32 protein-coding genes and 1 tRNA gene are annotated in these 26,745 nt (G+C 51.7%); 17 read left to right on the forward strand and 16 right to left on the reverse strand.

What is annotated here, in order from left to right:
• From RVY89_RS13645 to RVY89_RS13655, 3 genes are all read right to left on the reverse strand, one after another.
• On the reverse strand, positions 1–1,872 hold the full coding sequence (locus RVY89_RS13645) for a toprim domain-containing protein (protein ID WP_484825622.1): 1,872 nt from the start codon (positions 1,870–1,872) through the stop codon (positions 1–3).
• Positions 1,873–1,975: 103 nt separating this feature from the next.
• Positions 1,976–2,836: a helix-turn-helix domain-containing protein gene (locus tag RVY89_RS13650; RefSeq protein ID WP_484825623.1), complete on the reverse strand. Its 861-nt coding sequence runs from the start codon at positions 2,834–2,836 to the stop codon at positions 1,976–1,978.
• Positions 2,837–2,914: 78 nt separating this feature from the next.
• A complete protein-coding gene (locus tag RVY89_RS13655; RefSeq protein ID WP_484825624.1) occupies positions 2,915–3,127 on the reverse strand; it encodes a helix-turn-helix transcriptional regulator in 213 nt (70 codons plus the stop codon).
• Positions 3,128–3,234: 107 nt separating this feature from the next.
• Between RVY89_RS13655 and RVY89_RS13660 the strand changes: the two genes are divergently transcribed.
• The 9 genes from RVY89_RS13660 to RVY89_RS13700 all read left to right on the forward strand — a co-directional run bounded on the left by RVY89_RS13660 (position 3,235) and on the right by RVY89_RS13700 (position 7,271).
• Positions 3,235–3,897: a LexA family protein gene (locus tag RVY89_RS13660; RefSeq protein WP_008499354.1), complete on the forward strand. Its 663-nt coding sequence runs from the start codon at positions 3,235–3,237 to the stop codon at positions 3,895–3,897.
• 196 nt (positions 3,898–4,093) lie between these two features.
• Positions 4,094–4,387: a hypothetical protein gene (locus RVY89_RS13665; protein WP_474483331.1), complete on the forward strand. Its 294-nt coding sequence runs from the start codon at positions 4,094–4,096 to the stop codon at positions 4,385–4,387.
• A gap of 73 nt (positions 4,388–4,460) precedes the next feature.
• Complete coding sequence (locus RVY89_RS13670; protein WP_484825625.1) at positions 4,461–4,847, forward strand: S24 family peptidase; 387 nt, start codon at positions 4,461–4,463, stop codon at positions 4,845–4,847.
• Positions 4,848–4,953: 106 nt separating this feature from the next.
• Entirely contained in the window at positions 4,954–5,175 is a 222-nt protein-coding gene (locus RVY89_RS13675; protein ID WP_044596881.1) for a hypothetical protein, read from the forward strand.
• Entirely contained in the window at positions 5,168–5,548 is a 381-nt protein-coding gene (locus RVY89_RS13680) for a hypothetical protein (RefSeq protein WP_484825626.1), read from the forward strand. The genes RVY89_RS13675 and RVY89_RS13680 overlap by 8 nt, the downstream gene beginning before the upstream one ends.
• Positions 5,548–5,769: a ParE family toxin-like protein gene (locus tag RVY89_RS13685; protein WP_023332562.1), complete on the forward strand. Its 222-nt coding sequence runs from the start codon at positions 5,548–5,550 to the stop codon at positions 5,767–5,769. The genes RVY89_RS13680 and RVY89_RS13685 overlap by 1 nt, the downstream gene beginning before the upstream one ends.
• The gene (locus RVY89_RS13690) at positions 5,766–6,188 is read left to right on the forward strand and encodes a hypothetical protein (protein ID WP_078309932.1); all 423 of its coding nucleotides are present in this window, start codon (positions 5,766–5,768) and stop codon (positions 6,186–6,188) included. The genes RVY89_RS13685 and RVY89_RS13690 overlap by 4 nt, the downstream gene beginning before the upstream one ends.
• Positions 6,188–6,406, forward strand: coding sequence for a hypothetical protein (locus tag RVY89_RS13695; protein WP_484825627.1), 219 nt, complete (start codon positions 6,188–6,190; stop codon positions 6,404–6,406). The genes RVY89_RS13690 and RVY89_RS13695 overlap by 1 nt, the downstream gene beginning before the upstream one ends.
• 1 nt (position 6,407) lies before the next feature.
• Positions 6,408–7,271, forward strand: coding sequence for an ORF6N domain-containing protein (locus RVY89_RS13700; protein WP_484825628.1), 864 nt, complete (start codon positions 6,408–6,410; stop codon positions 7,269–7,271).
• Positions 7,272–7,355: 84 nt separating this feature from the next.
• Here RVY89_RS13700 and RVY89_RS13705 read toward each other — a convergent pair whose 3' ends face one another.
• From RVY89_RS13705 to RVY89_RS13730, 6 genes are all read right to left on the reverse strand, one after another.
• Complete coding sequence (locus RVY89_RS13705; protein ID WP_484825629.1) at positions 7,356–7,529, reverse strand: hypothetical protein; 174 nt, start codon at positions 7,527–7,529, stop codon at positions 7,356–7,358.
• Positions 7,529–8,125, reverse strand: a complete 597-nt coding sequence (locus tag RVY89_RS13710) for a Rha family transcriptional regulator (RefSeq protein ID WP_484825630.1) — start codon at positions 8,123–8,125, stop codon at positions 7,529–7,531. The genes RVY89_RS13705 and RVY89_RS13710 overlap by 1 nt, the downstream gene beginning before the upstream one ends.
• Positions 8,126–8,228: 103 nt before the next feature.
• On the reverse strand, positions 8,229–8,426 hold the full coding sequence (locus RVY89_RS13715) for a helix-turn-helix transcriptional regulator (RefSeq protein ID WP_028018417.1): 198 nt from the start codon (positions 8,424–8,426) through the stop codon (positions 8,229–8,231).
• A gap of 135 nt (positions 8,427–8,561) precedes the next feature.
• Positions 8,562–9,521: a DUF6387 family protein gene (locus RVY89_RS13720; protein WP_052714376.1), complete on the reverse strand. Its 960-nt coding sequence runs from the start codon at positions 9,519–9,521 to the stop codon at positions 8,562–8,564.
• Between the two features lie 158 nt (positions 9,522–9,679).
• Positions 9,680–10,876, reverse strand: a complete 1,197-nt coding sequence (locus tag RVY89_RS13725) for a tyrosine-type recombinase/integrase (protein ID WP_484825631.1) — start codon at positions 10,874–10,876, stop codon at positions 9,680–9,682.
• A gap of 164 nt (positions 10,877–11,040) precedes the next feature.
• Positions 11,041–11,117 (reverse strand) — tRNA-Arg (locus tag RVY89_RS13730).
• Positions 11,118–11,395: 278 nt separating this feature from the next.
• On the opposite strand from RVY89_RS13730, the gene RVY89_RS13735 reads away from it, so the two are divergent.
• The 3 genes from RVY89_RS13735 to fimZ all read left to right on the forward strand — a co-directional run bounded on the left by RVY89_RS13735 (position 11,396) and on the right by fimZ (position 14,280).
• Positions 11,396–12,094 carry an EAL domain-containing protein gene (locus tag RVY89_RS13735; RefSeq protein WP_484825632.1) on the forward strand — a complete coding sequence of 233 codons (699 nt, stop codon included), beginning with the start codon at positions 11,396–11,398 and terminating at the stop codon, positions 12,092–12,094.
• Positions 12,095–12,118: 24 nt separating this feature from the next.
• Positions 12,119–12,847 (forward strand): helix-turn-helix transcriptional regulator, encoded by a 729-nt coding sequence (locus RVY89_RS13740; protein WP_048225963.1) that lies wholly within the window; start codon positions 12,119–12,121, stop codon positions 12,845–12,847.
• Positions 12,848–13,647: 800 nt separating this feature from the next.
• Positions 13,648–14,280, forward strand: coding sequence for a fimbria biosynthesis transcriptional regulator FimZ (fimZ, locus tag RVY89_RS13745; RefSeq protein WP_008499339.1), 633 nt, complete (start codon positions 13,648–13,650; stop codon positions 14,278–14,280).
• 51 nt (positions 14,281–14,331) lie between these two features.
• Here fimZ and sfmF read toward each other — a convergent pair whose 3' ends face one another.
• The 6 genes from sfmF to fimA all read right to left on the reverse strand — a co-directional run bounded on the left by sfmF (position 14,332) and on the right by fimA (position 20,343).
• Entirely contained in the window at positions 14,332–14,853 is a 522-nt protein-coding gene (sfmF, locus tag RVY89_RS13750) for a fimbria assembly protein (RefSeq protein WP_032646212.1), read from the reverse strand.
• A gap of 9 nt (positions 14,854–14,862) precedes the next feature.
• Entirely contained in the window at positions 14,863–15,870 is a 1,008-nt protein-coding gene (gene fimH, locus RVY89_RS13755) for a type 1 fimbria D-mannose specific adhesin FimH (RefSeq protein ID WP_484825633.1), read from the reverse strand.
• Positions 15,863–18,424: a fimbrial biogenesis usher protein gene (locus tag RVY89_RS13760; protein WP_484825634.1), complete on the reverse strand. Its 2,562-nt coding sequence runs from the start codon at positions 18,422–18,424 to the stop codon at positions 15,863–15,865. The genes fimH and RVY89_RS13760 overlap by 8 nt, the downstream gene beginning before the upstream one ends.
• A gap of 14 nt (positions 18,425–18,438) precedes the next feature.
• On the reverse strand, positions 18,439–19,131 hold the full coding sequence (fimC, locus tag RVY89_RS13765) for a type 1 fimbria chaperone FimC (protein WP_484825635.1): 693 nt from the start codon (positions 19,129–19,131) through the stop codon (positions 18,439–18,441).
• Positions 19,132–19,165: 34 nt separating this feature from the next.
• Entirely contained in the window at positions 19,166–19,711 is a 546-nt protein-coding gene (gene fimI / locus RVY89_RS13770) for a type 1 fimbrial protein subunit FimI (protein WP_023310642.1), read from the reverse strand.
• A 68-nt stretch (positions 19,712–19,779) separates the two neighbouring features.
• Positions 19,780–20,343, reverse strand: a complete 564-nt coding sequence (gene fimA, locus RVY89_RS13775; RefSeq protein WP_484825636.1) for a type 1 fimbrial major subunit FimA — start codon at positions 20,341–20,343, stop codon at positions 19,780–19,782.
• Between the two features lie 310 nt (positions 20,344–20,653).
• Between fimA and folD the strand changes: the two genes are divergently transcribed.
• From folD to RVY89_RS13800, 5 genes are all read left to right on the forward strand, one after another.
• Complete coding sequence (folD, locus tag RVY89_RS13780) at positions 20,654–21,520, forward strand: bifunctional methylenetetrahydrofolate dehydrogenase/methenyltetrahydrofolate cyclohydrolase FolD (RefSeq protein ID WP_008499332.1); 867 nt, start codon at positions 20,654–20,656, stop codon at positions 21,518–21,520.
• A 1-nt stretch (position 21,521) separates the two neighbouring features.
• Complete coding sequence (gene ybcJ / locus RVY89_RS13785) at positions 21,522–21,734, forward strand: ribosome-associated protein YbcJ (RefSeq protein ID WP_023279775.1); 213 nt, start codon at positions 21,522–21,524, stop codon at positions 21,732–21,734.
• A 273-nt stretch (positions 21,735–22,007) separates the two neighbouring features.
• Positions 22,008–23,507, forward strand: a complete 1,500-nt coding sequence (locus RVY89_RS13790; protein WP_024906880.1) for a PTS transporter subunit EIIC — start codon at positions 22,008–22,010, stop codon at positions 23,505–23,507.
• Positions 23,508–23,590: 83 nt separating this feature from the next.
• Positions 23,591–24,607, forward strand: a complete 1,017-nt coding sequence (gene malI, locus RVY89_RS13795) for a Mal regulon transcriptional regulator MalI (protein ID WP_484825637.1) — start codon at positions 23,591–23,593, stop codon at positions 24,605–24,607.
• 73 nt (positions 24,608–24,680) lie between these two features.
• Positions 24,681–25,202 carry a metal-dependent hydrolase gene (locus tag RVY89_RS13800; RefSeq protein WP_484825638.1) on the forward strand — a complete coding sequence of 174 codons (522 nt, stop codon included), beginning with the start codon at positions 24,681–24,683 and terminating at the stop codon, positions 25,200–25,202.
• Between the two features lie 92 nt (positions 25,203–25,294).
• Here the strand turns inward: RVY89_RS13800 and cysS are convergent, their stop codons facing one another.
• Positions 25,295–26,680: a cysteine--tRNA ligase gene (cysS, locus tag RVY89_RS13805; protein ID WP_484825639.1), complete on the reverse strand. Its 1,386-nt coding sequence runs from the start codon at positions 26,678–26,680 to the stop codon at positions 25,295–25,297.
• Positions 26,681–26,745 lie beyond the last annotated feature (65 nt).

Consider the following 26,745-nt stretch of genomic DNA (forward strand, 5'->3'; position numbering starts at 1 on the left):
TCAAACCCTCGTCACGTTGCTGGCTTCCCACTCGAGATCAAGCTCGCTTTGCGGCTTACCGACCAGGTAGTTAAATGGTTTTTTCTCGCCTTCCAGGAACTGGTGAGAGCGAGAGTCGAAATTAGCTCCGATGTCACCGATCCACCCTTCCCCTTCTCGCTGCTTCAACAAACGAATCATTGACGCGGGAAGATTGATTGCGGTCTGTTCGTCTTTGTCGAGGCTCTCATAACCCATACGATCCGCTTTTCTCTGCGCCAGCTCGCGGGGAATATTGCGCCAGACGGCCATCACGTTGTCGGGCATATCCGTTAACGCACCGGTGCCTTTTACGTCCATCTTTCCGGTTGGAGCGGAGTCGTTTGTTTTCCTTGCATGGGTAACCAGCAGGACGTGACAGTTATGTTCGTTCTTGAAGTCGCAAAGGGTGTCGATGAAGTCTTTCTGACCTGTGTAGTCTTCTTCATCCAGTCCGCATTTTGCCAGGTTATCTATGACGAACAGCTCAATTCCATAGCGACGCCGGGCATAGGCAAAAATCTCAAGAAGCCGGTCGGCTTTGGCCGTTCCAGTGAGTTTGAATACCCAAAGGCGGTCAGAAAACCATTCGTTGGTCATAACGATTTCTTCACGCTTCGGTGAGGAGGTGCAGATGGTTTGCCGCGTGAGTCGGGCAAGCATTTTGCCTGGTTTAAGCTCCAGAGAAGCAATACAGGTCCTGACCCCCTGACTCATCGCATCAATCGCGATATGTCCAACGAGCTCTGTTTTGCCATGCCCATTCACGCCATTGACGAGGGTCAGCTCACCGGCACGGAACTTAAAGTTGTTGTTCAGCGAAGCCCATGGGCTTGTAAACAGGCCAGTATCCCGATGTTCGAATGCCTCGATAGTTTCCTGAAGCAAATCCCCTGCTGAGCAAAGCTCATCGGGATCGAAGAATTTAGCGCGCTCCATGTATTCCAGAATGGAGTCGCTGTCCATGCCGTTGATCAGGCAATCGTTGATATCTTTGTGCGGAAGTTCAACCATGCGGCAACGATGCTCACCAAGACGTCTGGCGATTTCTTTTGCAGCTTCGCGGCCTACATCGTCGTTGTCCAGGCACAGCCAGATTTCCTGGAAGCGATCGAGGTTGTGATACTCGTATTCAATCCACTGCTGTTTGGCCCCCTTACCGCCGCCAAAGGGAACAGACAGGGCATCATAGCCAAGCTGCGTGAAGGTCATGCAATCAATCTCACCCTCGCACAGCACTACCAGCCGGGTGTTTTTATCCAGCGCCTGCCAGCCAAACAAACATGGTTCACAATCAGCTTCAGCCATGATCAGCTTTTTGCCGTTTGGCCGTTCGGTACCAATACGTTTTACCTGCAGCAGTTCACCGTTCCGAATGTACGGGAATGCTACAGCAGGTACCTCGCGGTTTTCTTCGTGGTACCAGACCACCGCGTCTGTCACTTTAAAACGATCTGCCGTTTCACGGGTAATGCCCCGCGAAGCAAGATAGTCGTAGCATTTGCTGGCCGATTTAACGCCCTTCCTCGTCGGACGCGAGAACGTTTTTTTCTTCGCTTCGAAGTGGTGGTCATCGTCTTTCAGGCCAAGAAACTCCTTCGCTTCTCGCATGGCGTCATGCAGCTGACAGTTACGCACCAGCACCCAGAGATCTAGCAGATCACCGCTGTCACCACTGGCGAAATCAGCCCATGACTTTTTACCACCGATATTAACCTTGAGGCTTTTTCCTGAGTCACCGTTAGTATTGCCGGCACACCACTCTTTCCCCTCCAGATGTCCTTTCGGAAGGAGAAATTTAGCGACGCGCTCGGCGTTATCCCATAGTTTTTCTGATAGTTCAGCAGGGGTCATCAGACACTCCGTAAATCAAAATTGATAAAGCACCACGTCACGAATTCCTCGCGCAGAACGCCGTGGTTATATCCGGCCACCAGCACACGCTTGAGGAGTAACTTCATGGGCGATACCCGCCACGGTTCATGCGATCGATCGCTGACTGATTGATAAACACCTCGGCAGAGCCGTCATCAGACTTTGCGTACCACTCGTAACGAGACTGCTCTTGTCGAGTAGGGGCTTTGACAGCTGGAGTCTCTACCAACCATGCTTCATCGAAATGCCTGTCCGGTCCGAAGAACGTCGCAGCCTGCTTAACAAATGAGGTACCGATCTTTCCTTCAGAAGCCATGAAGGATGCATAGCGTTTGACACCAGCCAACATCGTCTCTGGTTGAACGCCCTGCTTAATACGTGCGTTCCAAGCTTTGAATGCGCTTAGCTTGTTATTTCCACCGCTACGTTTAGGGTATGCCTGCCATGCCTGCTCGAACTCGTTGGAATAGTTCTCTTTGGAAGAGCGATTTTCAGAATGGTTATCAGATGAACCGTTATATTTAGGTTCTATGACTGATTCATTGACTGGTTCAAAAGAGTGACTGATTCTGGGTGCAGCTCCTGCACTACCCCCTAGTGAATCTCCTGCACTACGGGGTGAATCTGCTGCACCAGGTAGTGAACGATTTGCACTACCCCCTAGTGAATCTCCTGCACTACTAAAATCAAGGCGATAGACATTGCTTGAGTTGCCTTTTGGCCCTGGGCGAAGTTCTTTTTTTACCAGGCCGCATTCACACAAAGCATCAATGTGATTCATCACAGATCGCTTACTGATTTCGCACTGATCAGCGATGTGTTGATAGCTCGGCCAGCACTCGCCATAGTCACTAGCATTATCTGCAAGCTTCAGTAGCACGAGCTTACGCAGTGGATTTCCCACCTTGACCTTCATTGCTTTAACCATCAGTTCCATGCTCATGCGACACCCGCCAACTCATCTTCGTTACTGAATTCAGCCACCAGTAAAGGTTCGCTAACGCAATAATGTCGTGGCATGTCACTCTCCAATGATTGGGGGGAAAATATCCTCGATAGATAACTTTTTCCCATTTTTACTTAATGCCTCTACCAAATGATGGCATGTTTTAATATCAGGAGTTCGCCTTCCAGATTCGTAATGGCCAATAGAACTAATCGTTTGACCAATTTCATTAGCCAAGCCCCGCTGGGTAAGATGAAGCGATCGCCTCAATTCTCTAAGGTTGTTCATGATTCCTCCTTATGGAGAATTTAATGTACATTATGTAGTTTAAATAATCAAACAAATTGTACATATTGTGCATTGAGGTAAACTACACAAGGTGTATCATTTAGATCATGAAAAAACACTGGAACGAACTGGCTAAAGCCAGACTAGCTGTGCTTGGTATGACCCAAGCAGAACTCTCTGAGAAGATGGGTGTAACTCAGGGAGCAATGGGGCATTGGCTTAACGGGAGGAGAAGCCCTTCGTTAGCAGAGGTAGGTACGATATTCAAAATACTGGAAATTTCTGGAGCCACTTTAAATCCTGACGGGACATTTACAGTTGCAGACGATCTAACTCATCCTCCAGTGAAGCAGCAATATGAGTATCCTCTTTTCACAACATTGCAGGCTGGTCAGTTTGCTCAAGGTACAGCGTTAACTGAGCGCGATTCTTTGCAATGGGTTGCTTCGACCAAGAAAGCAGGCCCCAGTTCGTTTTGGCTTGAAGTTAGCGGACATTCAATGACTGCTCCTCAAGGAACAAGGCCTAGTTTTCCGGAAGGAATGCTCATTTTAGTTGATCCTTCAGAGGTTGTTGATCATGGTGATTTTTGCGTGGCGGCTATTCACAACGATTCAGAAGTTACATTCAAGCGATATGTTCGTGAAGATGGTCAGCCATGGCTGGAGCCTCTCAATCCAAACCCTCGCTATCAAAGCATTCCTTGCAACGAGGACTGCAGAATCATCGGAAGGGTTATAACAGCCCAGTGGCCTGAAGATACTTTCTAATAACACCATTTTTACTATAAGACCGCTTTAATTGCGGTCTTTTTTGTTTCCCCACAAAACCTCACATCATGTAATTTATTTCCTTTTAATATTCATACACTTTGTACAAATCACTCAAATAAATGTACGATTTGTATAGACATAAATATGTACGTTTTGTAGTATTCATTCATCGGCAAACAACGGAGCCAATGAGATGAACACAACCTCCCTACCAAAACCAAACAGCATGGAATTTGATATTCACGCCAAGCTCAAAGCAGCAAATTCGCACTGGTCTTATTGCTATGCTGTGCAGCCTTGTGAGAAAGGATTTAATTATCAATTTAATACAACGTTTGTTGGTGAGATGGAGTTCGCCGTTTACGAACGCATCGATAACTATTTCGTCTTGGTTGATTTTTTTAAGTCATACGATGAAGCATGTGCTGATGCTAAAAAAATCATTGATGACCATCCTGACATTAAAAAAATGTTCTCTGCTATTTAACTAACTAATTAAGTCAATTATTAATAATTAACACCTTTTAGGGTGGGGAAAAACTCACCCTGAGGAAATGAAAATGCAAAACGCTATCGCGATTAATCAGCCAATAAAACCCCCTCAAGTGCTGTTCGGTTCAGACAATATTAATGACTTTGGTAACCGCGTTCAGAGCTGCAGGATGGAAGGTGACTCAATGCAGCCAACCATCGAACCTTGTGAGGTAGTCGCTTTCGTTGATTGCGGTGGCCGTGCGCTTACCCCTGGCATTTATGTTTATACGATGGACGTATTTGGTCGTCCTTGCCTTTTTATTAAGAGAGTAGAGCCATTGGTTTGTGGTTCATTGAAAATTATTTCTGACAACCATCATTACGAAACCTTCACCCTGAACACCGATGAACAGAAAGAAATCAAAATTCACGGTCGGGTGGTCGCTTCTTTCACTGTGAGGCGCTTCGTATGACTTTCATCATTGATAAATCGGCATATAGAACAGCATGCCTTTATGCGGCCTGCGGTTACGAGGTAATCGCTCGTCTTTATCTTAAAAAAGCATATGGACGTTAATTATGGGCGTATTTAAAAGACAGGATATTCAGGAAGTGAATATCAAAGCGGAGAAGTTGTCTGGCTTGTCGCAAACATTATTTGAATATCACGACAAGCTAGACAGATTTCAACTCAAAACGATATGCGCTCTGGTTTATGACCTCGCCGCTGAGATTCATGGATGGACCGAAAAAGAAGAAGAAATAGTAATGAGTTTGGAGGAGGAACAGCGCAATGGATAAATTAATCGAGACATATCGCCGCCGAATTTTAAAAGCAGCGTTATTACGCCACCAGCGTAAAACGGGCAGTAACTGCCTTGTTATTAAGCTCAATAAAGGCGGTATTAACACGGTCGAGTTAACCGAGATTCTTCTCGATGGATTATTACGAAAATTCGAAAGGCTTGCGATCAGTGAGTACGGGAATGTCGAAGGTGTAAAAGCTATTAAGGGGATTTACAGCAGCGCTGTTGATGTTAATGGCAGCGGTGAATTCCTTACGGATAGCGGGAAGGAATTAATCGACGAGCTCATTTCTGAGCTGGTTGAGTTCGTCAAAAATCAAAAAGTAGAGGCTCCGAAAACAGAGGGTCATGAAATGGGGGGGATCTGATGGCTCTTACAGCGATACGAATTCCTGAGTGGGTTCACCTCAAAGCAGCACACGTTTTAAGCCAGTTCAGGGCAAGGCGCATACATCCCTGCCGTATGCATGGCTCTGGAAACCTGAGCCTCAAGGTTAATCACCGCTGGCGGCTGCTATCCCGAGATGGCGGCAAGAACTGGGAAGTAATGAGTCACGAACGATACAGCAAAGTTAAGGATCGGAAATGAACGATAAACGCACCGTAAGCATGATTGACCTGGCATTACAGAAACACGATACGCCTGTTGGCCCGCTGTTCGTCGCAGTACGCCACGGGCGCATTAAAAAATGCTTCACCCGCGACACAGCGATCCGGTATCTGGCGTTCTTCATGACTTCAGAAGCATTTGAGCGCTCCGGATTCGAGCAGCGTCACCCGGATGTGCAGGCAGTCCATCCTCTTAAGCCAGAACTTAACTGTTGGCAGCGGGGCGGCGTAACCCATGAGTATTTCATGGCCCACCAGCGTTGTATTCGCCGTCTGCGCCGAATCCTGGAACGTAAACGCGAAGCACAAAAGTGGCTGGCGAAGTGGGACTCCATGCACGACCGATTCGTGAAAGAGCAGGCAGAGCTGCAGGCCAGCAAACCAGAGTGGGTGCGCTGATGGCAAAGAGACGTAGCAGCAAAACTCGACAAGGGCTATGTGGGCTGACGCTGGCGCAAGGGCACCGGCTGACACGGGAGCCAATTCGCGAAAATGCGCAATGTGAGCAGTTTGTATCGCAGTTCAGTGCCGGGGACGGCAACGTACTGATGCCACTGAATCGCAGTATGCGCCGTTACGCAAAACACATCGGGATCGAATTGAAGAAGGATAAGTAACATGGCAATGAAAACTGAATTAACGCCAGTAGCGGCTCGTGACTTGCAGATCATCGAGTATCGCGGTCAGCGGGTTGTGACTACTGAGCAGTTGGCAGCGGGATATGGCACGGATGAGGTAAACATCCGTAAAAACCTGTCACGCAATCTGGAACGGTTCGAAGAGGGTAAGCATTACTTCCTTCTGACTGGCTCAGAGCTAAAGGGATTTAAGAACCTAGTACCTGAAAGTCACTTGGTTAATAAACATACAAGCCAGCTGATTCTCTGGACCGAACGCGGCGCGGCTCGCATGTCAAAAGTCGTCGATACCGATCAGGCCTGGGGCTATCACGAAGACCTAGTGGAATTTTACTTTACTCAGCGTGATGCCATCGCGGCACCGTCAACACAGGTGGCTCTCAGCCGTAAGCAGCTGGCGATGATGGTTATCGAGGCCGAAGAGCGAGCCGAAGCCGCTGCGCTGGAAAATAAAACGCTCTGCGCCACCGTTGAGAGTCTGAAGAAACACTTCACCAAAGGCATGACAATCCCGGCATTCTGTAAGGCTCTTAATGGCGTCAATATCAACAAAATGATGTGGTGGGTATTCGAGCGTGACTGGGTGTTCAACGAGCAACGTGATCCTGAGAAAGATCCTCGCTGGCGTGTCGCCTCATATGCCCGCGACAAATATCTCACAGAAGACCAGACGCAGATAACTCCGCACGGTAAGGATGCCTTCACAAAGTTTACACCTGTGCTTCTGGAGAAAGGCTGTCATCGCCTATACCAGCTGTATATGAAAGGTGAACTGCCGATGAAAAAGACATGGAACGGCGAATACAGCCACGATAAAGCGATTTATACGCCTGAAGATCTCTGAGATGTATGGCCAGTAGAGAAACGCGGGAAGGAAGGTGAACGGATGAAAATATGGGGTGGCGTAAGCCACCCATAGTAACGAAATCTATAATACGCCTTCACGCTCGAGTGCCTTGCGGGCGATTTCCCCCACTAAATCTACAAGTTCATACAACAGCGTTCCCTCTTTTCCTGTAGTGGATAAATAGCCAGCAGCGTCTGCAAGCGCCCTGATTCTCTCAAGCTCATTAACTGGATTAAGTTTTTGCTCATCACACATTAATGAATCTCCTTATTACGTTCGCTGCCGATGAAATCGAGCTTCAACTGACTGAGGCTTTCTACCAACGATTCCGCTTTTTCGAGTAGCACCAGATCGTCCTGACGTTTACGCAAACGGCGGCCAGCGTCACTTGAGTCTTCATCTGATACCTTACGAGCTCCAGCCACAATTGCCTGTAGTTCTTGGACTGAGTAATTGAGGTAGCCATGAGCCTGGCGATCTAACTCTTCCATATAGTCGTAAACCTTGGCCTGCAGCTCGTAGCTATAACTCATTGCCATTAGGCAAGCTTCGCGCTTAGGGTACTGGTAGCAGGGAAGCTCACGCCCTGTGCTATCACTATACTGAGCCAAAAATTTGGCTGAGTGACCCTCACCCAAAACCTTCGGCGACTTGGCAAGGATGTGTTTGTGTTGAATCTTCGTATAGCGCTTGCATGGGAAAGTTAATCCTTCTGCTTCAGCTTTCGCTTTACGCTCGGCATTGATGTAATCGACCATTTCCAGACTACTCATGGTTGGCGTAGAAATACCGTGCTGGCCGATTTTAGGTTGAGCGAGTCCATCCCCGGTAGGGGCATAAAATTCAGTCATGATGATTTACCTGTCGTTAATTAGTTGGTAGCTGTCGCGACATAACGATCCTGCCAAAGGGTGATCGCAATTTCACGCAAGTTATTCGTAAAAGTATGCGGAGTCAGGCAACCTCCTTACGTGAGTCTTCGATGCGCTGGTTAATCCAGTCATCAACTTCACTTTCAACGAAGGCAATGGCACGGGAGCCAATTTTGACGGAGGACGGAAATTTACCCTGGCTCATAAGACGGTAGATCCAAGCCTTCCCTAGCGCTGTTCTACGTTGGACTTCTGGGAGGCGGATAAGTGTTTGAGACATTTTAACTGCTCCTGTAGTTGATATGGGTCTACAGGAGCAAATATCTCACCCTAACATCTTCACAAAGGCATAAAAAAAAACAAATACTTTATCCAGTAAAAACAGACGTCATAACATTTAGCGAAATTTGTTAGTTCAGTCTTCGGAGAGTTTCATAACATCTGAAATTCTCATAGTTTTGAGGTAACTGTTTTTCTTAACGTAATGTTTTACTAGAGGAAAAGTGTCCTCATTGATTATTTTTTCAACAAATGGGCGGATTGTATCCTTAACCTGCTGTCCACCAATAACCTCGTCCTCATCATCTGGGAACAACAAACGTGAAGCTAAATCATGACTAATTTTTCTACCATTGATTACCTCCCAAAGTATAAGATCCAGAAAAGGGAATACTTTATATGTAATAATTTTTTTGATAGTTGAGATCCCTACTCTAGATTTACTGGCTTGCGGTTCATCAATGCCCAACTCGAATCGCCATTCTTTAAGAAGTTCCTTAAACTCGGCTATCAACTCATCATCAGTGTAAGATGCAAGATTAACCTTGATAACTACTTCATCTTCGAATTCTGAACTTCCATCTTCTACAGCACTGACACATGAAAATATTCTACCATCGTTGATTTCTGAAATTCGATGGCCATGAACTATGTGTTTATGACGAAGATAAAAACGGTAGTAGCTTGCTAAATCACCCATGCTGAAAGGAGTTATAGATTCGTCACCACTTAACTCTTCTTGGTAAGGCCTTAAGGCGTGTTGATTGGAGATAACAGGAATACCATTAATTCTGTACTCGATGGGATCAGAGTTTTTGTTACCTCTGACAGAGGTATTATCTGATAACTCTGGGAATACAAGATCAGAAAGATCTGAGGATAGAGTAACCCCCTTCATTATTTCTTCAAGTAAGCGACTTTTAGTATGAAGCCAGCCTTCGTTTGATTCTTCATCATCAGATGTGTAATCAATGGCAAACATCACCCTAAACTCTAATTCACGCAGAATTTGTTCAATAGTCAGTGACTGGAAAGTCTCGTAATTTTTTAAAGAAAACCAACTTTTAATTTCTTTTGGGTAAACTTTCTTCACCATAACGCCACCTCGCGTCTCTTAAATTTGCGGCTATGCCAGCCCACAGAGGTGCATGGGTCTTCGGTTCCAACCTAAACATAACCATTTTCTTTCATGGGATTATCGTCTACTGAAGTATATATGTCTAGATCGAGCTGTATATTCATACAGCAATATATTCACGCATTCTTTTTTTGAACCACTACGGCAAGTTCGTCAAGATAGTCCGCATACCATTGAAGCATCTCACGTCGTCCATCAATGTACTGAGCATGATTATAGGTACCACGTATTGTGTTTCTGTCAGAATGCGCCAGCTGTGCCTCTATCCAGGCAGAATTGAATCCCTGCTCATGTAACACAGTGCTCATGGTGTGCCTGAAGCCATGGCCAGTAGCTTGACCGGCATAGCCAATACGTTTAATCACCTGGTTAATGCTGGCTTCGCTCATCGGCTTCCCTGCGTCATTACGCCCCGGGAAAACATACTTTCCTCTACCGGTAATCTCTTTGAGTTCGAGCAACAGCTCCTTGGCTTGTCTCGGAATAGGAACGAGGTGTGGTCGGCGCATCTTCATGCGCTCTTTTGGGATTAGCCAGAGATCTTTGCTGAGATCAAACTCGGACCACTCTGCGGCACGAAGTTCGATAGTTCGAACACTCAGGTACATGAGAAGTAATGTTGCGATGCGGGTAATTTTACTGCCGCTATATGAGTCGACAGCTTGTCTGAAGGGGCCAAGTTGGGCTGGTGAGAGATGAGGGAAATGTTGCTGTTTGGGAGATTTCAGAGCCCCTGCCAAATCAGTGACTGGGTTGTACTCGGCCCTTCCAGTGATAACTGCATAAGTGAATATCTGGCGGCAAGCCTGTCTCGTTTTCTTGAGCTTATCCAGGACACCACGTTCCTCCATCTTCTTCAGAACAGAAAGCATGTCCATGGGTTTGATATCGGTAATAGCTTTTCTACCGATATAAGGGAAAATATCTTTTCGCAGATATTCGAGAATGTCGTCAGCATAACCGGAAGACCAATTCGGTTTCTTATGCTCATGCCATTCAAGTGCAAGAGACTCAAAACTGTTATTCACAGCGAGTATTCTGGCTTGCTTCTCCGCCTGCTTAACCTCAGACGGATCTTCACCATTAGCGAGTAATCGCTTGGCTTCATTTCGCTTATCTCTTGCCTCAGCGAGGGTTACATCTGGGAAGACGCCAATAGACAGGAGCTTTTCTTTTCCAGCGAGGCGGTACTTAAGGCGCCAGTATCGGGAACCATTCGGGTTAACTAGCAGGTACAGGCCACCGCCATCCGCCAGTTTGTAAGGCTTGTCCTGAGGCTTAGCTGTGCTGATCTGGCGTGCCGTTAACTTCATTGGGGGTATCTCTTTCCATTGAACCTGTATATACCCCCGAATGTACCCCCACATTAGTGTGGATTTCAATACAATTTAGTAGACCTAGAGAGAGCGAGATTGAGCTTAATGGCTTGGTATTACTGAATTGAGTAGACTTTGAGAGACGTTAGTAGAAGTGATAATGGCACGCCCTGTAGGATTCGAACCTACGACCTACGGCTTAGAAGGCCGTTGCTCTATCCAACTGAGCTAAGGGCGCACTGAGAAGCGTGGACTTCGCGGTGGTGAAACGCGAAGAATTATACGGTCAATGGCAGGTGAGTCAATGCCTTTTCCATTTTCAGGGCCAATTACCGCTAGCCGTTTGTAAATACGGCTATTTTCTCAACATTTACCCCCGTTTTACCGTAAAATTCAGCGCTGCGAAAAGCCTTAGTTGCATTTAAGTAACGCCTGCTGTTTTCCTGTACGTCAGCTCGTCACACTAGAGTCAGGTATCCCGGCCGCCTGGAGGCTGACAGACAACAGGACAATGGAGTGACAGCGCAAAACCTGATCGATACGCCCCCCCGGTTACAGTACATATCTCAGGACATCGTCGGCATTAAGCTCGAGCCCATCGTCGCCCTTACCTCCTTGCGCCAGGCTGGCGTCGAGGTCCTTAGCGTCCTGGCCGACACGCGGCACAGTGAGGACTTTTTTTGCGATCGGTCCGCTGACTGGTCGATAACGCTGCTTGAAGCGCAGCTTGCTGCGTTAAAAAATACGCCGCACGGTCATAACCTTTTTATTAATCTGCCGATAACCGTCCTGACAGAGCCTGCGTCCTTTCAGCGTCTTATTAGACTCCCCTGCGTGCCGCTCAATATAGAGTTTGTCGACCTTGCGGCTTTTTTGGCGCTGTCTGTCGCGCGCAAGCAGCATGTGGTTCAAAATCTGCAGCAGCTGAACAGACAGGGGCACGCAATCTGGCTGGATGACATCGATGACGTCTTAGTGCAGTCGTTTTTATCCTGCCGACTCCCTTTAAGTGGCATCAAAATAGATAAGGAAGCATTCTGGCGTTTACGCGACACCCCTGCGCTGAGGCATCTGGTTTCCCTTTGCTTTCAGCTTGCCGGGAAAGTGCTTATCGAAGGTATTGAGACTGAACGCGATCGTACCTTGGCACTGCAGGCAGGCGCAGACTTCGGCCAGGGGTATTACTGGCCGTCCTGGACATGGCCGGAGGATTAAAACGCCATTTCCAGGAGGGAGGCCATGCGAATGACAGTGCGCCGTTACCGGCGGCGGCGTACAGGAAGTGATGCACTGGGATTTACGCGCTCACCTTTTGCTCCCCCCTTTTTCGACCGGCTCGAATTCTTGAGCCAGTCCATCAGCCAGCCCCGCAAAACAGACGCCCCGTTTATCCTTCTGGTGACGGAGGATCACTATCTGCGCACCGGCTTTCTCAACGGGCAGTTCCCGCTGAGCAGCTGCTGCGACTACGCTACGCTGGATGACGCCCTTGTCGCGCAGACGCAGTGGCCCTCCGCCCGTCTGGTCGTTGATATAGAAAGCCGGTCCACGGGGCTGCTGGAGAAACTGGATCAGTTGAGACGGCACAGCCTGTTTCCGCCTTTCCTTACGCCCTGGCTGTTAGTCCGGGCCGATAATTACGACACCCGCCTCTTCTGCAAAGCGGCTGGTCCTTTTCATGTGCTCGAACGCCAGCTGAACGCCGCGGCACTCCAGCACAGCCTGCTGGATACCCGCCCCCCGCAGGGCTCCGACAAAGACTGGTTCTCCCGCAACGAATGGCCAATCCTGCAGGAACTTTCCCGGGGCAAGACGTTACGTCAGATTGCCCTTATGCAGAATCGTCCCTATAGCCGCATTATCTATCGTCTCAGCTGCATCCTGGTGAAACTGGGGCTGAGTCATCGGCAGGAATTGCTTCATCTTCTTAATAACCTCTCAGACTGCACGTTTACACTCACGTCCTAACCCCTTATTTCCTAAAGCGCTTTAGGAATTTACTTACCAATTGAGTTGCGTAAATGTTAATTTTTAACAAAAAAATCGAATTTATAACTATTCCTAATTTATGGGCGTAAACCTTGTGAAATGCCACAAATTGAATGAACGGCAGCACTTTCCTCCATCCGTTAAGTGAATGCAGAAGGCGTTAACAAGATGATAATGATGTAAAAACAAGCAGCTTAGCGGGAACGCTCAGGAGGAAAAAGCGAAGCGGATAGCATGTTCTCCTGTGGAACAGGCGGCATTATCCGGGCTAACGTAAGCGCTTTCAGATGAAGGTCTGACGGCCTGCGAGGGCAATTATTGTCCTCATCAGCGTGGGTTAGACCCTCTGAATGATGCGTATTTTTGTTAACAATTGATCAACATAAAGAGATATCTGTTATTTTTTGTTATTACATAAAGATGAAAATATGCGGTAAATGAGATAACAGGATATTTCCGCTAATTTTAAAAAAATAGCGATTCAGATCCAGAAGATAATACAAACCCCTACGCGGATATTAATTTACAGGGTTTTCGGAAAAAACTTACCCTGTATAATAAGATGCGTACCAAATTTGAATAAGAAAAACCTTTTTGCCAACACCAGCCTAATGAGATGACCGCGCTGAGGCATAGTTCTTTTCATTACGTAAACAAGGATGCTTTCGCTCTTCCCAGGGAAATACTACGGTATAGGGATCTGCACATTATATCCTTTCCGGCATTTCGAGAGTTTTACAAACTCTGCATAACGCTTTTAACAATCTGAGGCATTAAAAATGAAACCGGCATCCGTTATCATTATGGACGAACATCCTATCGTCAGAATGTCGATAGAAGTCCTGCTACAGAAAAATAAGAATATCACAGTCAAGCTCAAGTCTGGCGATAGCCATGAAGTTCTTGACTGTATCCGAAATCACCCTATCGATCTGGTGATCCTTGACATTGAACTCACGGGCACGGATGCTTTCGCTTTACTTAAAAGAATCAGAAACTTAAACAAAGACATTAAGGTTCTGTTCCTCTCATCTAAATCAGAGTTATTTTACGCGGGTCGCGCTATTCGCGCCGGGGCAAATGGCTTCGTCAGTAAACGTAAAGATTTGGGCGAGATCTACAACGCCGTAGAAATGATCCTGATGGGTTATTCCTTTTTCCCGTCGGAAACGCTGAACTTTATAAACCATTTGGGGTCAGGGAAAGGGATGGCTGTCGATATGCCATTATCGAATCGCGAGGTCACGGTATTACGCTATCTGGCGAATGGATTATCCAATAAGGAAATTGCTGAACAGTTACTATTAAGCAACAAAACCATTAGCGCGCATAAATCCAATATTTATTCCAAGCTGGGTGTGCAAAGCATCGTGGAATTAATTGATTACGCCAAAGCGCACGAACTGCTTTAACCTGAATTCACTCCCTGCAGCTTATCTGAGCTGCAGGGAGTGCGGTCAGTGCTAATTATAGTTAATCATAAAGGTGGCATCCGCATCGGCTCGTCCGGGCTGAGGGTTATCTGCAGTGGCAATATAATTGGCATAAAACGACAATGTCGCATTCCCCTGCGCATCAACCGAAACCGGCTGGCTGGCCTGCTGGAGAGCCAGACGCGTTTTATCCGCATCCCTGATCTCTACCGCGACATGACTCGCTGTACTGGCGTCGTTTAGCGCCAGCAAACCGTTATTGCTCCCGTCGGCTTTGCCCGAAAACGTAATGGACGCCGCGCCCGGCGGGCAGCCGGTCAGCTTCAGCGTAAACGGCATGGGCTGCGTGCGGCTCCCGGTGGTGCTGAGCTGTTTCGTGGGCCAGGTGCCCAGCGTGACGGTCTTGTCGCTGTCGCTGCCCTCGGCAACGCAGGTAAAATCGACGATGTTGCCGTAGAGCCGAATGTTAATCTCGCCCAGCGCGGTGTCCGCCTGAGCCTGGGTGCAAAGCGCAAAGAGCGCCACGGTGATAAAACGGATCCCGTTTCGCATATCTGCTCCTTAGTCGTAATCCACGCGCAGATACCCGCGCGAGGTGAAGCGCCCTTCCGCTGGCTTATTGCCCGTCACGCTCACCGGCCAGACCCGGATCCCCACCTGTGCCTGCGCGCTGTCGTCGAGGCGGAACGGAATTTTGCTTGTCAGGTTGTTGGGCGTCAGCGGCGCCCCGCTCTCGTTGGCAATGATGAACCCCACGTCCGGGTTATCAGACACCAGCACATTATCAGAGACTTTTTCCGCCTCGACGCGCATCGTCAGCATGGCGTTCGCCTCCACGTTGGTGCATTTGATCGCGATGGTTTTGCTTTGCGATGAGACACCTTCCGGCTTGTTACCCACGCCCGCCTTGCTGAACAAAGAGGCGCCGATGTCGCCGAAATCAAACTCCACTACGTTACCGGCATTAATAGCGCAGCTTTGCGGCACCTGGATGGTTCCGCTGTAGCTAATGGTATAGACCGGCGTGGTGAGCGGATCGGAGGAGGTGGTGGTGACGTAGACGCGGAACATGGTGGCGCGCGGGATAACGACCATGTTAATAAAACGCCGGGTCACCTTAAGGCGGAAGACAAGGCTCGAGTCCTGAACGCCAAACGGTTTGTTTTTGGAGACGTTAGGATGGCTCCCCATCTGGATATAGCTTTTTGGTGGATAAAACACGCCAGCATAGCTGTCCGTGATTTTCATGGCCCCGTCCAGATAGTCGTTAAGCTTCAGATATTGATAGCCATCGCTCGTTCCCGTTACCGGATAATCGGTCACATAGCTACGCTTGGTGGTATTCCCGGTCGTGCCCTTCGGGCAGACGGCATTCACCCCTACCCACTGTGATTTCTCACTGAGCGTCACGACCTGCCCAATCTGGTTATTCGAGCTATTGAATTTATCCGTCAGGTCGTAATGCACTTCGGTCGGCACGCCTTTTTCATTGACGCACACGGTCGCTAATGCGTTTGTCGCAGGCAGTAACGCCAGCAGCGACAAGGCAAAGATTTGGGTCTTAATCACAGCCGATCCCCTTAAGTGTGATTGCCTGTTGCAGGCTCTGTTCAGACAAGCTGTAAGGTGCGCGACACTGGGACTGCGCCCCGTCGCCCCACTGGATCAGCAGTTCGCCTTCCAGCGGCAGCCCACTCAGGTAAATTTGTCCGTCATCCCCCACCATGCTGGTGACACCGCTTCGGGTTTCACGGACCACCGCGCCGAACGGCACGGGCTGGTTACCGCGCATCACCGTCAGCAGGGCGCGCACGCCGATGCGGGTATCAAAGCTGGCGCGCACCAGCGCGCCTTTAGTCGGCACCACGCTGCTCACGTTGTTTTCGATATCGGTGTTGTTGCTCATGGTGTTGGTATCCAGCGCCACGCGGTTGTAGCGATAGACGGTGGCATACGGCATCACCGCGTAGCCTCGCCAGTCGGTTTTCACACCGGTCTGGTTTTCAATACTGACGCCTGATGCCCCCGGCGCTTTGATCAGCACGTTGGTGTCGCCCAGCGGCTGGCTGAAGGTCACGCCGTCGGCGTGGCCGACCACCCCGCCGGAGAGCTGCCAGTTGAGATCGTGCTGGTCGCGGGAATAGTTGTAGCCCACGCCCAGCGTGCCGTAGGTCGCCTGCCAATTGGCGCTGGCGCTTCCGCTTGAGCCGTTGGTGCTGGCGTGTCCCTGGGTCACGCTGTAGTTCAGGTTGCGGTCCTCCAGCAGCGTTCCGCTGACGCCGGTTTGCCAGCTTGTGTCGCCATCGCTGTTTCGACTGGCGGATGCCGTCGCGTAGGCGCGGTCAATCGCGCTGTCCCGGCGATAGCCCTGACGGGTAAAGAGGCTGAACGGCACGGAGACGTTAAACGACGCGATCCGATCGGTGCCGTCTATCCCAACGGATTTGTTCCACGACCAGGAGACGGAGTAGTTGATCCCCTTCACGCCTCCCGCATAGCCCAGCTGGTACCAGAGGTTCGTCTCGTCGGTTCCCCAGTAGGTCTGCTCGCTGCCGGAGATATAGACCGAGCCGTAGTCCCCCAGCGACTGAGATACGTTGAGCTGGAAGCGGCCTTTTTTATTCCACGTCAGGTTGTGATAACTCTGCACGTCAGGCACATCGTTATCGTTCTGGCTATCGGCATACTGATAGCCCTCCATCGAGCGCCAGGCGACGTCGTCGAGGGTGTAAAAGCCTTTTGTGGAGTAGCGGTAGCCCAGCAGCTGGAAGTTGGTGCCGAAGCCGTTAAGGGATTTCGCATAGAGGAAGCGCAGAGACTGCCCTTCATGCTTGCTATCGTCCGCGAGCTGGCTGCGGGCGTGGGTGATATCGAGCGAGACCGCGCCCCAGTCGCCCAGGTTTTTTCCGGCCCCGACGGCCACCGCGGTATAGCGTGACGCCAGCTGCGTCCCGCCGTAAAGCGTGTAACCGTTGGCTAGACCGGTAATCAGGGTTCCCTGGGTGAAGAACGGCGTATCCTGGTCGCTGTTACCACTGCGGTAATCCCCCGCAACGAGATCGTATTTCCAGCGCCCTTCACGCTGCAGGAGCGGCACGGTGGAGTACGGCACGGTATAGCGCTGCTGGGTGCCGTCTTTCTCTTCGACCGTTACCTCCAGGTCACCGCTTGAGGAGGTCGGGTTAAGATCGGTAATCGCAAATGCGCCCGGCTGGACGTAGCTTTGATAGATAACGTAGCCATTCTGGCGAACCACCACTTTGGCGGGCGTACGGGCGATCCCGCGCACGGTCGGCGCGTAGCCCTGCAGGCTGTCCGGGTACATGCTGTCAGACGAGAAGAGCCGTCCGCCGCGGAACCCCATGCTGTCGAAGACGTCATTCCCGGTATTGCTGTCGCCCAGCACCAGTTCGCTTTTAAGCGGGATAACGGTGCGCTGCGCCCAGGTGCCGATATTCTGCCACTCGCTGTGCCGCTGCCCGTTATTCTGGGTGTACCGCCATGCGCCGTTGTTACGTAAACGCCAGGCGCCATAGTTCAGCCCGCTCTGCAGGTTCAGATAATAGCTGTCGTCCTCGCTTCCCCGGTTACCGGTGAAGCTGTAGTTCACCAGCGCGGCGGGAATACCTTCATCCCACTGTTCAGGCGGAATGTAGCCCCGGGCGCTGTTTTGCAACGCCACCTGCGGCAGGCTGACGTCCAAACGCTGTGAGGCAAAGTTAAATGCCGTTTCGCTGCCGGGGATAGCCGTGGTCAGCGGAACGCAGGTCTCGCCCTGCACCTTAGCCAGCTCGGGAAACGCCGCGACGTTAACGCCAAAGCGATCGAGCATCGCGCGCGTAATGCACGCTGACAAACCGCCCGCTACCGGCGGCGTATTCTCGGCCTGCTCAAAACGCACATCCTGGGTACCGATAAACTCATCGTTACGCCAGATATCCACGCGATAAACGCCGGGTGCCTGCTGGTGTCCTTGTTCAAAACGCGACAAATCCGCCACGCTGGCGGTGTCGTCGGACAAGAAGGCCGGGTTGAAATAACTTTCGCTCCAGCCAGCCTGCGGCCAGAGCGCAGCCATCAGCGCCAGCGCAACCGGGCAGTAACGTCTCTGGTGGTTTTTCATCGCCCTGACTCTGCTCACAGGTTGACGCTACGCGCCGGAGTAATGGCACCGTAGTCATTCACGCTCTGCCAGGAAAGCGTGCCGCTGGCACCGGCTGGCAGCACCTGCTGAGCAGAGCTTTTCGGCGCAACCATCAGGTTATCCAGCTGCTGCCCGCCCAGCTTCAGATTGACGAGGGTGATGTAATACGGGGAAGCGTTGCTGACTTTGAGGTGGTTGCCCGCGCGCTCAAACCGCAGCTGGGAAAGCGCCTCTTCCGGCTGCATCGCCAGGTTGTTCGGGCGCACAAACAGCTTGATGCGTGAGAGGATCGCCAGCTGCAGCACGTTATTGTTTTCCGTTTTCGCTTTGTTCACCGACGGGATCGCCTTCACGTTCATGTAAAAGAGCGATTCGCGATCGACAGGCAGTGCCGGGCCGGCGTAAATAATACGTAACGTGTTTTCACTGTTCGGCTCGCTAACAAACAGGGGCGGAGTGACGGCAAACGTTTTTTCTTTTTGCCCGCTCGCATTTTCGATCCACGCGTTAATTAAATAGCGTTCCTGTTTGTTGCTGTTGGTGATCGCCAGCGACGTTTGTTTCGCCTCTGCGGGATAAATAACGCGCGTGGCTCCCAGCGCAATACCGCCGGAAGCATTTGCGCAGGTAGAAACCATCATCAAAATAAACGATAAAAAAAGTCCTGGTTTAATTAGGGTATTCATCACAACCGTACCTTTAATAATGTGTTCGCAGGTGTTATGGATAAATCAACGTAAACCAGACATCCGACTGAATTTTGCCTGGCTCGAGATGTTCGGAAATAGCCCGGTAGCGGGCGCTAAAATGGAACGCGAGCTCGCGGGTATCGATAGGCAGCCAGCTGACGGCCGTGGCGTTTGGAATAATCTGACGTTGCTGTTCGTCAAAGAGCGCCAGCCCAACGCCGCTGCTGACGGGTGTTTCACCCGGCCGCGATGTCGCCAGAAAGACCTGCGGATCCTCTGCGGGTGTGACGCCCTGAAACTGGATCCCCACGGTGCGCGAAACATCAACGCTGCAGTCCAGCAGCCGTACGGTGAAAGGCACATTCACCGTGGAAAAACTGCCCACACCGGAAAATGAATTGGTTCGGTACTGCCCCATGTCGATGCGCATATTCTGGCTGTCGGGCGCCACGGCGCAGCCGCCGTTCACCAGTTCACCCCGGAGATGAACCTTGCCGCCTTCGATCACCACGGTATGCGCCGATGCCGGGCAAGCCATCGCAAGGGTTAACAGCAGTAGTGTTCCAGTCCTTGTCATCCTTCGTTCCTGGCATTAGCGTATGACGGGCCTCTTCCCTGAGGCCTGAACATCCCTGTGCGGAGGAATTACTCGTATTTCATTACGAAGGTGGCGTCAGCGTTCGCCTGGCCTGGCTCAGTGGTGGCAGCCGTTGATTTGTAACGCGCGGTGAACTTCAGGGTGTTGGTCCCTTCGATCAGCGTCTGCGCAGCAGAGAAGGTCGCGCCGTCTGGGGTCAGAACGCTGGATTTGCTGTCGAGGATCTCGATACCCACGCCTTTCGCGGTGTTGTCGTTGTTACCAGAGGTCACTGCCAGCAGGGTTTTGTCGGTTGGGTCGATCTGACCGGTGAACGCAACAGCTGCAGTTTTGGCAACCAGCGGATCGCAATCATTCAGTTCAATGTTGAATGGAATATTAGAGGTGGTGTCGCCCACTTTGGTGAATTTCGCGGTACGATACTGTCCCAGATTAACGGTCTGCTCGGAAGAATCAGTATTTACTGAACAAGCCGCATTAACCAGCTCACCTTTAAAATGTACGGTACCGCCATTAACGGAAACCGGCGTAGCAGGATCTGCTGCATTTGCGGCGCCTGCAACCAGGGCAAAAGTAGCAATAACAGTAGAAGCAATGTTGCTGAGTTTCATGTCTATTCCTTTAAAATGTAAATAACCCTTCCCGCGAATAATCGGGAATAAGAAATACGTTCAATTGATGAATTGAAAGCTTATTTCGGAGGAGACAAAGTAGCTCAGGAGGCGATTTTTAAATATGTCAAAACGCTGCCATTTCGCCAGGTCACATCCTAATACCGCCTAAGAAATTGACCATCCCTTAAGAAGGGTTTTTGCGTCTCACTGATGAAAACTCGTAAAGGGTGACTGACAGCGACGCTCGCTTCTGACAAAATACACGCCATCCCCCCTTTCAAACGTTACAGACGGAATCTTCTCTCTGATGGCAGCAAAGATTATTGACGGTAAAACGATTGCGCAGCAGGTGCGCTCTGAGGTCGCGGAAAAAGTGAAGGCGCGTAAAGCAGCCGGAAAACGCGCCCCCGGGCTGGCCGTTGTGCTGGTTGGCAGCAACCCGGCATCGCAGATTTATGTGGGCAGCAAACGCAAAGCGTGTGAAGAGGTGGGCTTCGTCTCCCGCTCTTACGATTTGCCGGAAACCACCAGCGAAGCAGAACTGCTGGAACTTATTGACACTCTGAATGCCGATAAAGAGATCGACGGTATTCTGGTTCAGCTGCCGCTACCTGCGGGTATCGACAACGTGAAGGTGCTGGAGCGTATCGCACCGGATAAAGACGTGGACGGTTTCCATCCGTACAACGTTGGACGCCTGTGCCAGCGCGCGCCGCGTCTGCGTCCTTGCACGCCGCGCGGTATCGTGACGCTGCTGGAGCGTTATAACATCGACACCTACGGCCTGAACGCCGTGGTCATCGGTGCGTCCAACATCGTGGGCCGCCCGATGAGCATGGAGCTGCTGCTGGCCGGCTGCACCACCACCGTTACCCATCGCTTCACCAAAAACCTGCGCCACCACGTTGAAAACGCCGATCTGCTGATCGTCGCGGTCGGTAAGCCGGGCTTTATTCCGGGTGAATGGATTAAAGAGGGTGCGATTGTCGTGGACGTCGGGATTAACCGTCTGGAAAACGGCAAAGTGGTTGGTGACGTGGTGTATGAAGATGCCGCCGCGCGCGCCTCTTACATTACCCCAGTACCGGGCGGCGTAGGCCCGATGACCGTAGCAACGCTGATTCAGAATACCCTGCAGGCGTGCGAAGAATATCACGACGTAGAGGACGCGTAAGATGGCGACTTTTTCATTAGGTAAACATCCGCACGTTGAGCTGTGCGATCTGCTCAAGCTGGAAGGCTGGAGCGAAAGCGGCGCGCAGGCGAAAATTGTTATCGCCGACGGGCTGGTAAAAGTCGACGGCGCGGTAGAAACGCGCAAGCGCTGCAAGATTGTCGCGGGCCAGACCGTGAGCTTCGAAGGACAGAGCGTAACCGTTACGGCCTGAGCCCCCTCACCCCAAAGGGGAGAGGGAACAGTCCGAAAGCCGTTTCCAGGCCGGGTAAGGCGAAGCCGCCACCCGGCAATTTCTCTCAGCATCCCCTTATACCCATCACGGTTATTTATCGATCCACTTCAAATAATCATTATTTCGTTTGTTGAAAAGCGAAAATTCAGTTGCGCGTTTTTCACTCTTTGCCCACGATAAGTAGAACGTTCTACTAAAACGTTCTACTTACAATAACAGCGCCAAAAAAAGCGCTACTCGGGGGAAATCAGCATGAGTCTGATATCAGGGTTTGTTAAATCGCTGTCTAAGTTATCGATGATTGGTCGCGCCTTAATGCTGCCAATTTCACTGCTTCCCGCTGCGGGCCTGCTGCTGGCCTTCGGCGATAAGTTCCATCTGCCGCTGATGATGAACGCTGGCGGGGTTATCTTTGATAACCTGCCGATGCTGTTTGCCATTGGCTCCGCCGTGGGTCTGGCGTCAGAATCCGGCATCGCGGCGCTGTCTGCGGCCGTTTCTGTGTTTGTCACCAATATCACCATCAGCACCGTGCTGAGCATCACGCCGGAAATGGCCTCCCAGGGCGGGAAATACGCCATGGTAGTGGGCATTCCGACGCTGCAGATGGGCGTCTTTGGCGGCCTAATCTGCGGTATTCTCGCGGCCTGGTGCTATAACCGCTTCCATACCATGCAGCTGCCGGAGTTCCTTGGCTTCTTCTCCGGCAAGCGCTTCGTGGCAATTGCAACGGCGTTCCTCTCGTTCCTGATGGGGCTGCTGCTGCCGTACGTCTGGCAGCATATCCAGGCCGGGATCGACGCCCTCTCCGTGGTCGTTAACGGCGACAACCAGGCGGCCTCGACCTTTATCTTCGGTCTGGTGGAGCGCGCGCTGATCCCGCTCGGTCTGCACCACATCTGGTATCCGTCGTTCTGGTATTCGTTTGGGGATTACACCACCCAGGCAGGCCAGGTGATCCACGGCGACCAGACCATCTGGTTCAAGATGCTGGAAGAAGGGGTGAAATCCTTCAGCAGCGACACCTACCAGAACGCCGGCAAGTTCATGCAGGGTGAATTCCCGCTGATGCTGTTCGCGCTGCCTGCGGCGTGCCTGGCGATGTATCATGAAGCCCATACGAAGAATAAGAAAATCGCGGCCGGTATTCTGTTCTCCGCGGCGCTCACCTGCTTCCTGACGGGGATCACCGAGCCGGTCGAGTTTACCTTTATCTTCGTGGCGCCGATTCTGTACGTCTTTAACGCCATCATGGCGGGCCTGGCCTACATGACCATGTATCTGCTGCATGCGCATATCGCCAAGTCATTCTCCGCGGGCTTTATCGACTATCTTTCATTCGGGATCCTGCCGTCGTTTAACGGCTACCAGACCCACTTCCTGAGCGCCATTATCATCGGCATTCCAATGGGCCTGATTTATTACTTCACGTTCCGCTTTGTGATCCGTCGTTTCGACGTGAAAACGCCGGGCCGCACCGAAGTAACCGCCAACGCGGATGAGAAATCAGATTCTGAACTCGCGACCGAGATCATCACCCTGCTGGGCGGCGCGCATAACATCGACTCCGTCGGCGCCTGTATCACCCGCCTTCGCCTGGAAGTGACAAAAAGCGAGGTGGTGGATAAAGACGGTCTGAACGGACTCGGCGCGCGCGGCGTGGTCTTCGTCGGCGACAACGGTATTCAGGTGATTTTCGGTGCCAGAGCACAGTTTATCGCCCAGACCATGTCCACCATGATCGGCAAATAATAAGATGCCTGAGCGGCACGTCTCCTGTACGCTGGGAGACGTGTTTTATCTGGCTGATAATCGGCAAATTTCAGGGAGCGGTTTTGAAGAAAGTCAGCATTATTGATGTCGCAAAGCACGCGGGCGTTTCGGTTTCAACCGTCTCGCTGGTGCTGCGTCAGAAAGGGAAAATCTCAGAGGCAACGATCGAGAAGGTCAACGCTGCCATCAATACGCTGGGCTATGTTCATAACGTCGCCGCTGCCAATCTCCGCGCCAATACCTCCAATTTGATTGGCCTGATCCTCCGTGACTTTAGCGACAGTTTCTCCATCAAGGTGATGGCGAGCATCGTCCAGGATCTTGAAAAACAGGGGTATATGGTTTTTCTCGGCCAGCCCCAGAACGACCATGACCATCTTGAGCGCTGCCTGCTGTCGTTTAAGCAGCAGGGCGTCGCCGGGGTGATCTATCTGGCATCCGATACCCGCACAGCCACCCTCCCGGAAAAGATTCGCCACTGCCCGCTGCCGCTGGTAGTGGTCTCTCAGTCGCTGCTGGATGAAAAATGCAATCTGGTGATGCGCGATAACCGGCAGGCGGCCAATCTGGCGGTGCGTTATCTTATCGAGCGCGGCCATCGTAATATCGCCTACATTGGCGGACGTGAAGGCTGCCTTATCCGCGAACAGCGCCTGCTCGGTTTTCGCAGCGCGATGGCGCAAAACGGGCTGGTCTGGCGCGATGAATACTCTCCGGCCTGCAGCGATGACACGCTGGCAGCGGGTTTCGCCACCCGCCAGCTGCTGGAAAAAAACAACACCATCACCGCCCTGCTCTGCCACTCGCCGGATGCCATGATCGGCTCCATCTCCGGTATTCATCAGGTCGGGCGTACGGTGGGTAAAGATGTGTTTCTGACGCAGCAGGTCGCGCTGGTCGGTTTCGAAGATATGCTCCACGTTAACCTCACCTCGCCGTCATTTACCTACGTCTCGTCCGCCAGCGAAGAGACGGGGCGTCAGGCGGCCGGGCTGATTATTCGCACGCTGAAGGAGCCGACGCTGCAAACCCAGCGCATTACGCTTTCCGGGCAGCTTATCGCGCGCGAGTCGGCGTAAAATAAGAATTTGACGCGGGTCTGCTGGCGCGGGTTTACTGCTATATTGCCATGATTTGCCATGGATAATGTCAATGCCTACCGTTATTACACACGCTGCTGTTCCGCTTTGTCTGGGCTTAGGCCTGGGAACCAAAGTGATTCCTCCTCGCCTGCTGTTTGCCGGGATTATCCTCGCCATGCTGCCGGATGCCGACGTGCTGGCGTTTAAGTTCGGCGTCGCGTACGGCGATGTTTTCGGCCATCGCGGCTTTACCCACTCCCTGCTGTTTGCCTTCGTGGTGCCCATACTCTGCGTGCTGATTGGCCGACGATGGTTCCGGGCCAGCCTGACGCGGTGCTGGCTGTTTTTAACGGTGTCACTGCTGTCGCACAGCATGCTGGATTCGATCACCACGGGCGGGAAAGGCGTCGGCTGGCTGTGGCCGTGGTCTGATGAACGCTTCTTTGCACCGTGGCAGGTGATTAAGGTCGCGCCGTTTGCGCTGTCGCGCTATACCACGCCGTACGGGCATCAGGTGATTATTTCAGAACTGCTGTGGGTGTGGTTGCCGGGGGTTGTGCTGATGGGGTTGCTGTGGTGGAGGCGGAGATAAAAGCAAAACGGCAACTCAAGTTGCCGTTTTTAGTGTTTGCACCCTCTCCCTGTGGGAGAGGGCTGGGGTGAGGGCATCAGCGCGCACCAGACTTACTTACGGCGCCAGGTCGTTCCCTGCGGGCCGTCCTCCAGAATAATACCCATCTCGGTCAGACGGTTACGCGCCGCATCGGCCGCCGCCCAGTCTTTCGCCTGACGCGCTTCCAGACGCGCTTTGATCAACGCTTCAATTTCCGCCACTTCACCGTCATCCGCCTGCGCACCGCTCTGCAGGAAAGCGTCCGGCTCCTGCTCCAGCAGGCCGAGCACGGAGGAGAGCTTACGCAGATGGGACGCCAGCGCATTCGCGGCCGCCATATCTTCTGACTTCAGGCGGTTCACTTCGCGCGCCATGTCGAACAGCACGGAGTAGGCTTCCGGGGTGTTGAAGTCGTCGTTCATCACCTCAACGAAGCGCGCCTCAAACGCTTCGCCGCCTGCCGCCGGAACAGACCTGTCGGTACCGCGCAGCGCGGTATACAGACGCTCCAGCGCCGAGCGCGCCTGCTTCAGGTTCTCTTCGCTGTAGTTCAGCTGGCTGCGATAGTGGCCGGACATCAGGAAGTAGCGCACGGTTTCGGCGTCGTAATACTTCAGCACGTCGCGCACGGTGAAGAAGTTGCCCAGCGATTTGGACATCTTCTCGCGGTCAACCATCACCATTCCGGAGTGCATCCAGTAGTTCACGTACTCGCCGCCGTGGGCGCAGGTGGACTGCGCTATTTCGTTTTCGTGGTGCGGGAACATCAGGTCCGAGCCGCCGCCGTGAATGTCGAAGTGTTTACCCAGCTGCTTGCAGTTCATCGCAGAACATTCAATGTGCCAGCCTGGACGGCCTTCGCCCCACGGGGATGGCCAGCTTGGTTCACCCTCTTTGGACATTTTCCACAGCACGAAGTCCATCGGGTTACGCTTCACGTCAACCACGTCAACGCGGGCACCGGCCTGGAGCTGGTCCAGATCCTGACGGGAAAGCGCACCGTAGGTTGGGTCCGTCGGCACGGAGAACATCACGTCGCCGTTGTCGGCAACGTAAGCGTGACCGCGAGCGATCAGCTTTTCGGTGATCTCGATGATTTCGTGAATATGGTGGGTCGCGCGCGGCTCGCTGTCCGGGCGCTGAATATTCAGGGCGTCAAAATCTTTGTGCATTTCGACGATCATACGGTCCACCAGCGCAACGAAGCTTTCGCCGTTTTCATTAGCGCGTTTGATGATTTTATCGTCGATGTCGGTGATATTACGCACGTATTTCAGGTTATACCCCAGAAAACGCAGGTAGCGTGACACCACGTCGAAGGCGACAAAGGTACGGCCATGGCCAATGTGACAGAGATCGTAAACCGTAATACCACACACGTACATGCCGACTTCCCCGGCATGGATAGGTTTAAATTCCTCTTTCTGGCGCGTCATTGTATTAAAGATTTTTAACATCGAAGATTCCATGTAAACACGTGTGTGGTTGAAAACCAGCTATTCTACCCGTAATTCAAACCCGA

Source organism: Enterobacter sp. 3U4 (assembly GCF_057224565.1).

What these genes read in the sequence shown, in the direction of transcription:
- RVY89_RS13645 (WP_484825622.1), bottom strand. Translation starts at nt 1,872, where the DNA reads ATGACCCCTGCTGAACTATCAGAAAAACTATGGGATAACGCCGAGCGC.
- RVY89_RS13650 (WP_484825623.1), bottom strand. Translation starts at nt 2,836, where the DNA reads ATGAGCATGGAACTGATGGTTAAAGCAATGAAGGTCAAGGTGGGAAAT.
- RVY89_RS13655 (WP_484825624.1), bottom strand. Translation starts at nt 3,127, where the DNA reads ATGAACAACCTTAGAGAATTGAGGCGATCGCTTCATCTTACCCAGCGG.
- RVY89_RS13660 (WP_008499354.1), top strand. Translation starts at nt 3,235, where the DNA reads ATGAAAAAACACTGGAACGAACTGGCTAAAGCCAGACTAGCTGTGCTT.
- RVY89_RS13665 (WP_474483331.1), top strand. Translation starts at nt 4,094, where the DNA reads ATGAACACAACCTCCCTACCAAAACCAAACAGCATGGAATTTGATATT.
- RVY89_RS13670 (WP_484825625.1), top strand. Translation starts at nt 4,461, where the DNA reads ATGCAAAACGCTATCGCGATTAATCAGCCAATAAAACCCCCTCAAGTG.
- RVY89_RS13675 (WP_044596881.1), top strand. Translation starts at nt 4,954, where the DNA reads ATGGGCGTATTTAAAAGACAGGATATTCAGGAAGTGAATATCAAAGCG.
- RVY89_RS13680 (WP_484825626.1), top strand. Translation starts at nt 5,168, where the DNA reads ATGGATAAATTAATCGAGACATATCGCCGCCGAATTTTAAAAGCAGCG.
- RVY89_RS13685 (WP_023332562.1), top strand. Translation starts at nt 5,548, where the DNA reads ATGGCTCTTACAGCGATACGAATTCCTGAGTGGGTTCACCTCAAAGCA.
- RVY89_RS13690 (WP_078309932.1), top strand. Translation starts at nt 5,766, where the DNA reads ATGAACGATAAACGCACCGTAAGCATGATTGACCTGGCATTACAGAAA.
- RVY89_RS13695 (WP_484825627.1), top strand. Translation starts at nt 6,188, where the DNA reads ATGGCAAAGAGACGTAGCAGCAAAACTCGACAAGGGCTATGTGGGCTG.
- RVY89_RS13700 (WP_484825628.1), top strand. Translation starts at nt 6,408, where the DNA reads ATGGCAATGAAAACTGAATTAACGCCAGTAGCGGCTCGTGACTTGCAG.
- RVY89_RS13705 (WP_484825629.1), bottom strand. Translation starts at nt 7,529, where the DNA reads ATGTGTGATGAGCAAAAACTTAATCCAGTTAATGAGCTTGAGAGAATC.
- RVY89_RS13710 (WP_484825630.1), bottom strand. Translation starts at nt 8,125, where the DNA reads ATGACTGAATTTTATGCCCCTACCGGGGATGGACTCGCTCAACCTAAA.
- RVY89_RS13715 (WP_028018417.1), bottom strand. Translation starts at nt 8,426, where the DNA reads ATGTCTCAAACACTTATCCGCCTCCCAGAAGTCCAACGTAGAACAGCG.
- RVY89_RS13720 (WP_052714376.1), bottom strand. Translation starts at nt 9,521, where the DNA reads ATGGTGAAGAAAGTTTACCCAAAAGAAATTAAAAGTTGGTTTTCTTTA.
- RVY89_RS13725 (WP_484825631.1), bottom strand. Translation starts at nt 10,876, where the DNA reads ATGAAGTTAACGGCACGCCAGATCAGCACAGCTAAGCCTCAGGACAAG.
- RVY89_RS13740 (WP_048225963.1), top strand. Translation starts at nt 12,119, where the DNA reads ATGCGAATGACAGTGCGCCGTTACCGGCGGCGGCGTACAGGAAGTGAT.
- fimZ (WP_008499339.1), top strand. Translation starts at nt 13,648, where the DNA reads ATGAAACCGGCATCCGTTATCATTATGGACGAACATCCTATCGTCAGA.
- sfmF (WP_032646212.1), bottom strand. Translation starts at nt 14,853, where the DNA reads ATGCGAAACGGGATCCGTTTTATCACCGTGGCGCTCTTTGCGCTTTGC.
- RVY89_RS13760 (WP_484825634.1), bottom strand. Translation starts at nt 18,424, where the DNA reads ATGAAAAACCACCAGAGACGTTACTGCCCGGTTGCGCTGGCGCTGATG.
- fimC (WP_484825635.1), bottom strand. Translation starts at nt 19,131, where the DNA reads ATGAATACCCTAATTAAACCAGGACTTTTTTTATCGTTTATTTTGATG.
- fimI (WP_023310642.1), bottom strand. Translation starts at nt 19,711, where the DNA reads ATGACAAGGACTGGAACACTACTGCTGTTAACCCTTGCGATGGCTTGC.
- fimA (WP_484825636.1), bottom strand. Translation starts at nt 20,343, where the DNA reads ATGAAACTCAGCAACATTGCTTCTACTGTTATTGCTACTTTTGCCCTG.
- folD (WP_008499332.1), top strand. Translation starts at nt 20,654, where the DNA reads ATGGCAGCAAAGATTATTGACGGTAAAACGATTGCGCAGCAGGTGCGC.
- ybcJ (WP_023279775.1), top strand. Translation starts at nt 21,522, where the DNA reads ATGGCGACTTTTTCATTAGGTAAACATCCGCACGTTGAGCTGTGCGAT.
- RVY89_RS13790 (WP_024906880.1), top strand. Translation starts at nt 22,008, where the DNA reads ATGAGTCTGATATCAGGGTTTGTTAAATCGCTGTCTAAGTTATCGATG.
- RVY89_RS13800 (WP_484825638.1), top strand. Translation starts at nt 24,681, where the DNA reads ATGCCTACCGTTATTACACACGCTGCTGTTCCGCTTTGTCTGGGCTTA.
- cysS (WP_484825639.1), bottom strand. Translation starts at nt 26,680, where the DNA reads ATGTTAAAAATCTTTAATACAATGACGCGCCAGAAAGAGGAATTTAAA.